This window comes from Psychromarinibacter halotolerans (genome assembly GCF_029168315.1).
GTDB lineage: Bacteria > Pseudomonadota > Alphaproteobacteria > Rhodobacterales > Rhodobacteraceae > Psychromarinibacter > Psychromarinibacter halotolerans.
On sequence record NZ_JARGYD010000008.1, the window covers coordinates 1 to 12,475 of the forward strand.

Genomic DNA, 12,475 nt, shown 5'->3' on the forward strand with positions numbered 1-12,475 from the left:
GGCGCGCGGGTCGGACCGGGCGACAGCCCGGTCCGATAAAGGGTCAGTTCTTGACCACGTCCTTCAGCAGCAGGAAGAACGACGGCTCCAGCGCGAAGTTCTCGACCGCCGAAGAGGTCACGGCGTTCTGCTTCCAGTTCGCGACGAAGACCCAGGGTGCGTCGTCCTGCACGATCTCTTGCATCTGCTTGTACAGCTCGGCGCGTTCGTCCTGCGACGTGGACACGCGGGCCTTCTCAAGCAGCTCGTCCACCTCGGGGTTGGAATAGTAGCCCGAGTTGAACCCGCCCGCCTCGGGGAAGGCGTCGGTGCGCAGCGCAAGATACGGCAGGGTGTCCGGGTCGTTGGTCATCCACGCCATCTCGGCCATGTCGGCCTTGCCTTCCAGACCCGGGTTCACCTCTCCTAGGAAGGTGTTCCACTCGTAGGTCTCGATGGTGACGTCGAAGCCGACGGCCTGCAGGTCCGCCTGAATGGCGGTGCCCATCGCGATCGGATCCAGCATCCCCGATCCGCCTTCCGTGACATAGAAGGTCACCGACGGGTTCTCGACACCGGCTTCGGCCAGCAGTTCCTTGGCCTTCTCCGGGTCATAGGGGTACGGGTCCAGCGCGTCGTTGTACGCCCACGCGAAGGCCGGCGGCGTCGGGCCGGCGGCGACATCGGCGGTGCCTTCCAGCACGTCGTTCACCAGCGCCTCTTTGTTGACCGCGAAGTTGGCGGCCTGGCGCACCAGCTTGTCCGCGAAGGGACCTTCCTTGGCGTTCAGGATCAGGAACCAGACGTGCGGGCCCGCCTGTTCGATCACGCTGTACTGGTCGCCCTCGAACTCCGACAGCGCGACGGGCGGCACCTCGACCATCAGGTCGATGCCCCCGGCCAGCATCTCGGCCACGCGGGTGTTGGCATCGGTGATCGGACGGTAGATCACCGCCTGAAGCGACGGCGCCCCGCCCCAGTAGTCCGGGTTGCCTTCGACCACGACAGCCTCGTTCGACCGCCATTCAGCGAAGGTGAACGGCCCGGTGCCCGACGGGTTGCGCCCAAAATCGGCGCCGTACTGTTCCACCGCGGCGGGCGAAACGATCAGGCCCGTGGGATAGGCGAGGTTCGACAGGAACGGCGCGTAGGGCGCGGACAGGGTGAACTTCACCGTCAGGTCATCCACCGCCTCGACCGTGTCGACGGACGAGAAGAAGAACGCCAGCGGGAACGGCCCGGTGTCGGCGTAGGGGTGATCTTCGTTCAGCATCCGCTCGAAGTTGAACACGACCGCCTCGGCGTTGAATGGCGTGCCGTCGTGGAAGCTGACGCCTTCGCGCAGGTTGAACGTGTACTCGGTGCCGTCCTCGCTGATCTCCCAATCGGTGGCCAGCGCGGGTTCGACTTCCAGCGTGCCCGACTTGTAGCGCACGAGGCCGTCGTAGATGTTCATCAGGATGCGGAAATCGTTGACCGCGGTCACCGCCGCCGGGTCGAGCGCCTTGGGCTCGGCGATCTGGCCGACCACCAGCACCCCGGGCGGGGTCTGCGCAGCGGCCGGCGCGCCGCCAAGCGTCCCCACCGCCAGTAGCGCGCCGGTGGCGGCAAGAACCGCGCGGCGCGTCAGGTTACGGATGTTCATTTGGTTCCCTCCAGTGGACTGTGAAAAGAAATTTATCACGATAATTCCCTCAGATCAAAATTTTCATTATAAATACCTGCAGGAGGGATAACCCATGACATTTTCGATCCTTGCGCGCGATGAAACTTCAGGCTGGATCGGCGGCGCGGCCGCCACGGGCAGCCTGTGCGTGGGCGGCTGGGTGCTGCGCGCGAATCCCCTCGGCGGCGCTTCGGCCTCGCAGGGGGCGGCGCCCAGCACCTTCTGGGGCGAGGACGTGCTGACCCGTATGAAGGACGGCGCGACGGCGGCAGAGGCGGTGCGCGCGGTGACCGAGCCCGACGCCGGACGCGCCGCGCGGCAGCTTGCGGCGCTGGACCCGCAGGGCGGCACCGGGGTGCATACGGGTGCGGACAACAGCGACGTGAAAGGCAGCCGCGAATCCGACGGCTGCGTCGTCTCGGGCAACCTTCTGTCGGGGCAGAACGTGCTGGACGCGATCGCGGATGGCTTTGCCGGGGCGGCGGGCAACCTGCCCGCGCGCCTGCTGGCCGCCGTGCAGGCGGGCGAAGCGGCGGGCGGCGACAGCCGGGGGCTGATGTCGGCGGCGCTGCTAATCGTGGGACCGGACATCGCGCCGCTGACCCTTCGGATCGACTATAGCGAAACGCCGGTGGCCGACCTTGTTCGGCTGCACGAGCGGGCGACCAGCGGCGACTATGGCGACTGGACCACCACCGTGCCGACCCTTAGCGATCCGCAGCGTCACTGATCAGCGACCATGCGTCCCGGGCGATCTGGCGCTCTTCCTTCGCGGGGATCACGTGCACGGGGATGTCGCCCAGCCATGCGAACCCGTCGGTGATGCGCTGCCGGATCTCGGCAGAGTTCTCTCCGATCCCGCCGGTGAAGGCCAGCGCGTCGACCCCGCCCATCACCGCGATCAGCCCGCCGCCGACCCGCAGCACGGACCAGACGAAATGCTCGACGGCAAACGCGGCGTCTTCGCTGTCGCTGTCCAGCAGCGTCTTCATGTCGGCAGTGCCCGCCAGACCGCGCAGGCCGGATTCGGTGTTCAGCCGCCGCGTCGCCTCGTCGATGCCGTGCTCGCGCGCCAGCCGCAGCACCGCCATGCCGTCGATGTCACCCGACCGGGTCGCCATCGTCGGGCCGGACAAGGGCGAATAGCCCATCGAGGTGCAGACGGACTTGCCGTCCCGGATCGCGCACAGGCTGCACCCGGCGCCAAGATGCATCGCCAGCAGCCGCTTGGGCAGCGCGTCGCCGAACTGATCCACCATCCCGGCATAGCTGAGCCCGTGGAAGCCATAGCGCCGGATCCCCTCGTCACGATAGCTGCGCGGGATGGCGTAAGTGGTGGCAAGCTCGGACTGGGTGGCGTGAAACGCGGTGTCGAAGCTGGCGTATTGCGGCAGATCGGGCCGCGCCGTGGCCATCGCGCGGATACCCGCAAGGCCCGGCGGATTGTGCAACGGCGCCAGCGGCACGTTGTCCTCGATCACGCCGATGACCTCGGGCGTCAGCCGCACGGGACGGGTCAGCGCCGCGCCGCCGTGGACGATCCGGTGCGCGGCGGCTGTGATGTCCCCGGCCCCTTCCCGGCCCAGCGCGTCCAGCATCGCGGCCAGCCCCGTTTCATGATCGGGCGCGTCGATGGCGGCGTCCGTCGCCCCAAGCCGCAGCCGCGCCCCCTGCGCCTGCCCGATGCCGGTGACCTTGCCGCCCAGAACCTCGGTCAGGTCCCGGTCGAACAGCGCCGCCTTGATCGAGGACGACCCGGTGTTCAGCACCAACAGCATCAGGGCGTCCCCGAGGCGATGACCCCCAGCGCCGCCGACGCCAGCCGCGCCGCCGCGCCCTGACTGCGCGACGTCAGCAGGATCGGCACCTTCGCCCCCAGAACGATGCCGCCCGCGCAGCAGCCCATGCCCAGCACCATCAGCTTGAACACCGCGTTGCCGGTGGTGATGTTCGGGGTCAGGATGATGTCGGCGTTCCCGGCGACGGGGCTGTCATAGTTCTTCACCTCGGCTGCCTCGCGCGACAGGATCAGGTCCATCGCCATCGGGCCGGACACGTCCGCCTCGGGCAGCTTGTCCTTCGCCCACGCGGCGATCTCTGCACTTTCCATCGTGTTGGGCACCGACTCGATCGGGTCCTCGGTCGGCGCCAGAAGACCCGCGCGGGGGCGTTCGACCCCAAGGATCTGACACAGGCGGACGGCATGGGTCAGGCAGGCCTGCCGCGTCTCGACCGACGGGTTCACGTTCAGCGCCGCGTCGGTCAAAAGCAGCGGGCGGTCGCTGCCGGGCGCGGTGATGTGAAAGACATGGCCACAGCGCGCCCCGGGCTCGCGCAGGCCCGCGCGGGTCGGCAAAAGCCCCTTGAGAAAGGTCGAGGTGTGGATCTGCCCCTTCATGATCGCGTCGGCCTCGCCCGTGCGCGCCAGCTCTGCCGCCATGTCGGACGCCGCCGCGTGCGGGGCGTGGATCAGCCGAAACTGCGAGATGTCATAGCCGATCTCTTCCGCCGCGCCTCGGATCTTCAGTTCGTCCCCGATCAGGATCGGCTCTGCCAGCCCGGCCTCGGCGGCCTCGCGGATGCCTTCCATCGGGTTGACCGCCCCGGCGTTGACCAGCGCCACGCGCGGCGTGTCGTGGTTCTTTGCCATCTGCATCAGGCGGTTCGGCGGCGTCGGCTCGGTCTTGCTGAGAAAAGGATAGGCCTCGGGCATGTGCGCTCCTGAATCGTCTGCTCAAATCTGGGCGGATCACACCACGCGTCCGCGGCGGGCGCCAGCCGCGCCCACCGCTTTTCCCGCCGATTTCGCAGGGTTGCGACGAGACGAAGCAGGCACTGCCCCCTAGGCAGGCATCTGCGGCCGCATGTCGGACGGATCGATCCCCGCCACCTCGACCGGCTTTTTCATCGCGTCGCGGCGGAACGGCTCTCCGAGTTCCTGATTGATCATCGCCTCGATCAGCGTGGTGATCCCCGCCGCCTGATCCTTGATCGCCTGCGCCAGCGCCGCGGTCAGTTCGTCCATCGTCCGCGCCACCACGCCCTTCAGCCCGCACGCCTCGGCCAGTTTCGCATAGGACACGCCCTCGCCCAGTTCGGTGCCGACGAAGTTGTCGTCGTACCACAGGGTCGAGTTCCGCTTTTCGGCGCCCCACTGGTAGTTGCGGAACACCACCTGCGTGATCGCGGGCCATTCCTCGCGGCCGATCGCCGTCAATTCGGTCACCGCGATGCCGAAGGCGCCGTCGCCCGAGAACCCCACGACCGGCGTGTCCGGACAGGCGATCTTGGCGCCGACGATGGACGGCAGGCCATAGCCGCAGGGGCCGAACAGGCCCGGGGCAAGGTATTTCCGCCCCACCTCGAACGACGGATAGGCGTTGCCGATGGCGCAGTTGTTGCCGATGTCGGAACTGATGATCGCCTCACGCGGCAGCGCCGCCTGGATCGCGCGCCATGCCTTGCGCGGGCTCAGCCAGTCGGGCTTGGCGTCGCGGGCGCGCTGGTTCCACGTCGTGCCGGGATCGTCGTCTTCGTGATCCATCGAGCTCAGCTCTTGCGCCCATGCCGATTTCGTCTGCGCGATGGCGGCCTCGCGGTCAGTGCGGCCCGCGTCGCCGGCGCTGTCGGACAGCCCGGCCAGCAGGGTCTTGGCGACCTTCTTCGCGTCCCCCACGATCCCGACCGAGATCGTCTTGGTCAGGCCGATGCGGTCGGGGTTGATGTCGACCTGTATGATCTTCGCGTCCTGCGGCCAATAGTCGATGCCATAGCCCGGCAGTGTCGAGAACGGGTTCAGCCGGGTGCCCAGCGCCAGCACCACGTCGGCCTGCCGGATCAGCTGCATCGCGGCCTTCGACCCGTTATAGCCCAGCGGCCCCGCGAACAGCGGGTGCGAGCCGGGGAAGGCGTCGTTGTGCTGGTAGCCGACGCCGACCGGCGCCGACAGCCGTTCCGCCAGCGCGATGGTGTCGGGGATCGCACCCGCCAGCACCACGCCCGCGCCGTTCAGGATCACCGGGAACTTCGCGTCGGACAGCAGTTTGGCCGCCTCGGCCAGTGCGGTCTCGCCGCCCGCAGGGCGTTCGAACTCCACCGGCTCGGGGATCGCGATGTCGACCACCTGCGTCCAGACGTCCCGCGGCACGTTGATCTGCGCCGGCGCACTGGCGCGGCGGGCGTTGGTGATGACGCGGCTGAGAACCTCGGCGATGCGGGACGGGTCGCGCACCTCTTCCTGATAGGCGACCATGTCCTTGAAGGCCGCCATCTGCTCGACCTCTTGGAAGCCGCCCTGCCCGATGGTCTTGTTGGCCGCCTGCGGCGTGACCAGCAACAACGGCGTGTGGTTCCAATACGCGGTCTTCACGGCGGTGACGAAGTTGGTGATGCCCGGCCCGTTCTGCGCGATCATCATCGACATCTTGCCGGACGCGCGGGTGTAGCCGTCGGCCATCATCCCGCCAGATCCTTCGTGCGCGCAGTCCCAGAAGGTGATGCCCGCCTTCGGAAACAGGTCCGAGATCGGCATGAAGGCCGAACCGATGATGCCGAAGGCATGTTCGATCCCGTGGCGTTGCAGCGTTTTGACGAAAGCTTCCTCGGTGGTCATCTTCACGGCCGGTCTCCTCTCCTGTGTTGGCGCAGGAAAGGCGCGCGGCGCGGGGTGTGTCAACCACTGACGGTCGGGGTCAGAAATACGTGCTGATCTTCAACTCGACAAAGCTGTCGCGGTCGACGAAGGACAGCGGGTCGGACCAGCCGTCGGCGCGGACGTGCAGCGCGGTGAGATCCAGCCGCACCGCGTCGTTCAGCCGGGTCGAGGCGGACAGCTGGAACAGCTGCGCATCGCTGTCCAGATCGTGGAACCCGCCCAGCCGGATCGCGGTGTCGCGACTGTCGTTCAGGAACAGGTTGAGGCCGAGAAACAGGTCGTTGCCGAACAGGACCGACGGCGCCCGCGTGCTGCGGTCGTCCCACAGGTATTCGGCGACCAGTGTCAGGCTGGCGTCCGCCGGCCCTATTCCATGAAAAGTGTAATCCCCACCCACAACGCCGGACCAATAGCCGTCCATATTGTCGGGTTTGGTAAAGGCCAGTTCCGTCCGCAGCTGTAGATCGCCGCGCGCATAGACCGCGCTGAGACCACCCTGCTGGATGTGCTGGTAATACGGCACGATCCCCAATCCGGGGATGGCCGAGACTTGCTGAACGGCCTGCTCGACCACGTCTTCGGGCAGATCCGCAAGCTGGTCGAACAGGTCGCGGACACTGGACACGGCGGGGTCGCCGGATCGGAAGGCATCGACCACGGCCGCGTTCACCGCATCGCAGGTCGCGTCCGTCACGCCGCCGGTCGGGGCGCAGCCCAACAGCCCGACCGGCGTCCGGCTGGTGCCGTTGAAATAGCTGGCCGCGACGTCCAGCGCGCCATCGCCCAATGCGAAGTTGTTGCGCCAGCGGAACGCGAAATCCAGATGGCGGCCGTCACCCTCTTGGTACACCGCCTGTCCGTCGGCCACCGGAACCGGCGCGCGCAGGCGCGACGAGGCGCCGGGGCTGACAGGCTCGACAAAGCCGGTCAGGGCATAGGCGCTGAAGGTCCCGAAATCGCTGTAGTAGCTGGCGTTGATCATCGGCGTTCCGACGAAGTCGCCGCCATATATCACGTCGGTCCCGTCCTGCGGGTTCAGCACGTTCAGCACCGACCGGCTTTCCGCGACGCCCCATGTGTCGACGTTCATCCCCGCCAGCAGATCCCAGTCGCCGAACGACCGGGTGTAATAGGCGCGTTGCAGGTTGAACGCATCGCGCGCGCCGTCGGTGTCCGCGCTGGCCGAAAACTGCAGGACGACCTGCCCCGTTCCCAAGGGCATCGTCGCGTTTACCGTCGTGCCGAAGAAGACCTGCGCGCCCGCGTCCGACTGTCCGGCATAGCGCCCGTCGTCCAGATAGGACCGCAGCCCGAAATCGAACTGCCCGGACACGGAAAGCCCATCTCCGGACAGGTCGGACTGCGCGCTGACCGCGGCAGGCGCCAAAAGGCACCCGGCAACGGCAAGGCCGCGCAGGCGGGTCCGCCGCATCTTGCGATGACCGTCCGACATCGGCGCAGTCTGGGCGATCCTCCGGGCCAAGGTCAACGGATGCGGCTAAGCGCGTTGGGCGACAGCGCGTTGGGGTTCACCCCCGCATTGAAGCGATAGCCCGACCACGTCAGCGTCGTCGCCTTCCCGGTCAGGTGGTTCTGCATCACCATCCGGCTCGCCCGCCAGAACCGGCCCTGATACTGGCGGTAGCCGCTGATCGCCAGCGTTTTCACGTGCGCACCGCGCCGGTCGTAATACTGCACCTGCCGGATCGTCAGGTTCGACGTGTCGAACCACACCCGTTGCAGGCTGTAGCCCGACGCGGTGCGCGGACGCCGGTCGACGATGTGACAGGTGCCGCCGCCGGGACAGGCGCCGTCCTGCACCCATGTGTGGGTGAACTTGCCGATTTCCTGATCGGTCATGTCCTCGTAGGCGAATTCGCTGCCCACGAAGGACCCGCTGCGCCCCGAGGACGAGATGCGCCGCACCTTCGACAGCGACGGCAGCCAAAGCCACTGGTCGTCGTTCCGCCCCGCATAGCCGTGGGTCAGCAGCGCCGTGCCCTGAATGTCGCCGGGCCAGCGAAACACGATCAGCGACCGCGACGCGCCCCGCCCCGTCTCGACCCACTGCGCGTCGAACCGGCGCGTGCTGGACGCCCCCCCGGCGGTCAGGATCATCTCGCCGCTGACCGACAGGTCGCCCCAGCCGGAATTGCGCGACGCGGCCTCTTCCGCGATGGCGGTGCCTTTCTCGATGGCGGGCTGCGCCGACGCGGGCAGGACGGTCAGGGACAACAGGGCGATCAACAGAAAACGGAACAGCATCAGCGGCGTCCTTTCAGGGCAAGCAACAGGGCGGGCAGGAACAGCAGGTCGGCCAGCAGCGCGAAGCCCACGACGAAGACCGTCAGCGCGCCGATGTGGCGGTTGATGACGAAGCCCGACAGCGTCATCACCGCGAACCCCGCCATCAGCGCCAGCGAGGTGATCACGATGGCCGCGCCCACGACAGAGAACGTATCGCGCAGCGCCGCCTCGGCCACGCGCCCGGCGCGGCGGCGGCGCAGGTAGTGCATCAGGAAATGCACCGTATCGTCCACGACGATGCCGAAGGTCATGGTCGTCACCACGGTCGATCCAAGGTTCACGTCCCTGAAGGTATAGCCCCAAAGCCCAAAGGCCAGCACGGCAGGCACAAGGTTGGGCACAAGGCTGATCGCGCCGTAGGTGAAACTGCGCAGGGTCAGCACCATGATCCCCGAGATCGCCGCCAGCACCACGGCCAGCCCCATCAGCATCTGCCGGTTGTTCTGCTGCGACAGACGGGCAAAGGCGATGGACACGCCCGACGCACGAGAGGCGATGGCGGGCTCGTTCGCGGCCAGCCATGCCTCGGCCCGGTCGGCAAGGTCGCGGGTCTCGTTCGAGCTGGCGACGCGCAGCCCCGCGATCAGACGGGTCTGGGTGCGGCTGACGTCGATGGTCGAGGTCAGATCGTGCCCCGGTGGCAGCGAGAACTCGTACAGCATCATCAGCTGCGCCCCGGCTTCGCGGCTGTCAGGCAGCGCGGGGTCCTCGCCGGTCATCGCGCCGTTCATCCGTTTCAGGATGTCGGCGATGGACGTGACCGAAACGACGCCCGGCTGCCCCGCCAGCCAACCGGCGAAGCGGTCGACCGAGGCAAGGAACGCCGGATCGAAGACCGAACCGTCCGGCGCTTTGAACGAGAATTGCAGGCTGTCCAGCCCCGACAGCTTGTCCTGGATCGCGTCGGCGGACTGACGGAACTCGGTCCGGGGGGCGAAATAGCGGAAGATGCTGTCGTCGTAGCCGATCCTGAGGATGCCGGTGATCGCCACCAGCACGGCCACCGGGAACAGCCACAGCCAGAGTTTCCAGCGCGTCAGGATCGCGGTGGCGATGCCCTGCATCATCGCGGGCGTGATCGGGATGCGCGCGGCGTGGGCGCGGCGGTCGAACCGCAGCCCCGCCGGGACGACCACCAGCGTCGCGGCCAGCCCGACCAGCAGCCCGAATGCGATGATGTTGCCCATGTCGCGCAGCGGCGGCGCCTGGCTGAAGTTCAGGCACAGAAAGCCGATGGCGGTGGTCAGGTTTGTGACCGTGACGGCGCCGAGGTTCTCTTCCAGCGCGGTCTCGATGGCGCGGTCGGGGCCGTCGCTGTCCAGCGCCCGCATCCAGCTGAGCAGGACGTGGATGCAGGACGCGGTCAGCAGCACCAGCACCGACAGCGGGCTTATCGCGGTGCCGGCGGTCAGCACGATCCCGGCCCAGCCCGCGATGCCAAGCGTCGCCACGGTGCCGCAGATGGCCACCACCAGCGTGGTGATCGCCCCGACGATGGTGCGCATCATGAACAGCAGAACCGCCACCACCATCAGCGCCGCCAGCGGCACCAGCCACGTCAGGTCTTGGATCGCGATCCGTTCCAGCGCCAGCCCGCCAAGAAAGCCGCCGGTGACCTTGAAGCTCCAGTCCGGATGCGCCGCGCGCCAGATGTCCAGCATGGCGTCGACATACGCGGCGGCCTCGTCCCGGCCCGCCTCGGTCCCCGGGAGAACAAGCTGCAGGCTCATCCCGAACGCGTCGCCGTCCGCCGACACGAACCGGCCCTCGGCCTCGTCCAGATCGGCCAGCCCCTCGCGAAAGCGGGTGGCATCGGCCAAGGTCAGGGGGCCGGTGTCGGGCAGCAGCGGCTCGATCAGGATCTCGTCGCCCTCGGACCGCGACAGGGTCAGGTTCACCGGGCTGTCGACGCGCAGGACATACGGCACCTGCCACGCGTCATCGGTGAAATCGCGCAGTGCCGTCAGGGCGTCGGGGTCGAAGGCCGCGCCCTCGGGCGGGGTCAGCAGGAACAGCAAACCGTCCGTGCTGTTGTAGGCGGCGTCCAGCGCCAGCAGGTCGCGGTATTCCGGGTTGTCGCGCGAGAAGAAGGCGCGGTTGTCGGTCGAGAATTGCAGGCGCGGTATACCGGTGGCCAGCACCGCGACCAGCAGCGCCAGCACCAGCAGGAACAGCCGGTTGTGCCGCAGGATCGCCCGCGCGATGCGCTGAGACGCGGTCAACGGCACGGGTCCAGATCGGTCATGGCATTGAAACGGCGGCGCATTGTCCCGGTCCGGTCCTCCCTCGGCCTGTGGCAGAGGTAGTGCACGGCGGGTGGGTCGGGCAAGGGCACGTCCCGCCGCACCCCTACACGTTTGCGGGGGGTCAGGCCGCGCTGCGCGCCCCGACGTAGCCATGCGCCGCGACCGCCAGCAGCGCCGAGGCCGCGACGCCGTCGATCAGCAAAGGGCCGCCCGGTCGCGACAGCGCCGACCGATGCCGCGCCATCCCGGCACAGCCCAGCACCACGCTTCGCGCCCCGTCGGCGGCGGCGGCGGTGATCTCGCGGTCGAGCGTGGCCAGCACATCGTCGCCGCCTTCTTCCACCGCCAGAACCGGCAGGCCGCTGGGACGCACCCCGGTGCAGGCGTCGGCGAAGCCGTAGGAGGCGATGTTGCCCTCGATCACCGGGACCGAGATTGGCAGCGTCGTGACGACGCCGAACCGTCCGCCCATCAGCACCGCCATGTGAAACCCCGCCTGCCCGATGCCCAGCACCGGGCAATGCGCCATCGCGCGGGCGCCGTCCAACCCGGTGTCGTCGAAGCAGGCGATGACGATGGCGTCCACGTCGGCCGTCCGTGCCTTGGGCAGCAGCGCCAAAAGCCCCGGCACCGCCGCGTCGCCATCCGCCGCCCCCTGTATCGCGGGGGGGCCGTCGGTGTTGGTCCAGCCGATCACCTCGGCCTCCGGCACGGCGGCGCGGGCGGCCTCGACGATGCTGTCGGTCATCTCGGCGGTGGAATTGGGGTTGATGTACAGCAGACGCATCAGACGCCCTTGCCGGCATCCGACCCGTGGCGGGCCCGGCGTTTCGCCATGATCCAGACGGTGAACAGGAACGCCCCGATGATCAGGAATGAGAATACCGTCGTCAGTGTGCCCAGCGCATAGATCACCGGCGTGGTCACGTTGGTGGTCATCCCGAAGATTTCGAGCGGCAGGGTGTTGTAGCTGCCCGCAGTCAGCAGCGTCCGCGCGAACTCGTCATAGCTGAGGGTGAAGCCGAATAGCGCAACGCCCAGCAGCGACGGCGCGATGATCGGCAGCACGACATAGCGGATCGTCTGCCATGCGGTCGCGCCTTGGTCGCGGGCGGCTTCCTCGTAGGATTTGTCGAAGCGGTTGAACACGGCGAACATGATCAGCAGGCCGAAGGGCAGCGTCCACGTCAGTTGGGACCCCAGACCCGAAGTGGCCCAGTGGATCTTAAGACCCAACTGGTTGAAGATCAGGCCGACACCCAGAGAGATCAGGATCGACGGGATCACCAGCGACGCGATGGCAAGGTAGAACAGCAGCGCCGATCCGGCGAACCGCTTGCGGAAGGCAAGCCCCGCCATCACCGAAACGACCACGGTGACGACCATCACCAGCAGGCCCAGCGCAAGGCTGCGGCGGAAGGCGCCCCAGATGTCGCCGACCGCCTGTTCCTGAAACAGGTCGCGGAACCAGTGCAGCGACACGCCGCGCATCGGGAAGGTCAGGCCACCGCCCTCGCCCTGAAAGGACAGGATACCGATGGTGATCGTGGGCCCGTAGAGGAACAGCACGAACAGGCCGAAAAAGGCGGCGAGGACGTAGAAGCTGCGGGGGCGTTTTTCCAT

The 12,475-nt window shown here is 67.7% G+C and carries 10 protein-coding genes; 1 reads left to right on the top strand and 9 read right to left on the bottom strand.

The features are described from left to right. Positions 1 to 43: 43 nt before the first annotated feature. Positions 44 to 1,624 carry an ABC transporter substrate-binding protein gene (locus tag P1K30_RS17955; RefSeq protein WP_275634151.1) on the bottom strand — a complete coding sequence of 527 codons (1,581 nt, stop codon included), beginning with the start codon at positions 1,622 to 1,624 and terminating at the stop codon, positions 44 to 46. Positions 1,625 to 1,718: 94 nt separating this feature from the next. Between P1K30_RS17955 and P1K30_RS17960 the strand changes: the two genes are divergently transcribed. Next, a complete protein-coding gene (locus P1K30_RS17960; protein WP_275634152.1) occupies positions 1,719 to 2,375 on the top strand; it encodes a DUF1028 domain-containing protein in 657 nt (218 codons plus the stop codon). Here the strand turns inward: P1K30_RS17960 and P1K30_RS17965 are convergent. The 8 genes from P1K30_RS17965 to P1K30_RS18000 form a co-directional block, all read right to left on the bottom strand. Further along, the gene (locus tag P1K30_RS17965; RefSeq protein ID WP_275634153.1) at positions 2,353 to 3,423 is read right to left on the bottom strand and encodes an acetate/propionate family kinase; all 1,071 of its coding nucleotides are present in this window, start codon (positions 3,421 to 3,423) and stop codon (positions 2,353 to 2,355) included. The genes P1K30_RS17960 and P1K30_RS17965 overlap by 23 nt on opposite strands. Beyond that, positions 3,423 to 4,358, bottom strand: a complete 936-nt coding sequence (locus P1K30_RS17970) for a phosphate acyltransferase (RefSeq protein ID WP_275634154.1) — start codon at positions 4,356 to 4,358, stop codon at positions 3,423 to 3,425. The genes P1K30_RS17965 and P1K30_RS17970 overlap by 1 nt, the downstream gene beginning before the upstream one ends. Positions 4,359 to 4,487: 129 nt before the next feature. Further along, positions 4,488 to 6,263 (bottom strand): sulfoacetaldehyde acetyltransferase, encoded by a 1,776-nt coding sequence (xsc, locus tag P1K30_RS17975; RefSeq protein WP_275634155.1) that lies wholly within the window; start codon positions 6,261 to 6,263, stop codon positions 4,488 to 4,490. Between the two features lie 73 nt (positions 6,264 to 6,336). After that, positions 6,337 to 7,752, bottom strand: coding sequence for a hypothetical protein (locus P1K30_RS17980; protein WP_275634156.1), 1,416 nt, complete (start codon positions 7,750 to 7,752; stop codon positions 6,337 to 6,339). Positions 7,753 to 7,784: 32 nt separating this feature from the next. After that, the gene (locus tag P1K30_RS17985; protein WP_275634157.1) at positions 7,785 to 8,564 is read right to left on the bottom strand and encodes an outer membrane lipoprotein-sorting protein; all 780 of its coding nucleotides are present in this window, start codon (positions 8,562 to 8,564) and stop codon (positions 7,785 to 7,787) included. Further along, positions 8,564 to 10,828: an efflux RND transporter permease subunit gene (locus tag P1K30_RS17990; protein WP_275634158.1), complete on the bottom strand. Its 2,265-nt coding sequence runs from the start codon at positions 10,826 to 10,828 to the stop codon at positions 8,564 to 8,566. The genes P1K30_RS17985 and P1K30_RS17990 overlap by 1 nt, the downstream gene beginning before the upstream one ends. Before the next feature lie 145 nt (positions 10,829 to 10,973). Then, positions 10,974 to 11,639, bottom strand: coding sequence for an aspartate/glutamate racemase family protein (locus P1K30_RS17995; RefSeq protein ID WP_275634159.1), 666 nt, complete (start codon positions 11,637 to 11,639; stop codon positions 10,974 to 10,976). Continuing rightward, positions 11,639 to 12,475, bottom strand: coding sequence for an ABC transporter permease (locus P1K30_RS18000; RefSeq protein ID WP_275634160.1), 837 nt, complete (start codon positions 12,473 to 12,475; stop codon positions 11,639 to 11,641). The genes P1K30_RS17995 and P1K30_RS18000 overlap by 1 nt, the downstream gene beginning before the upstream one ends.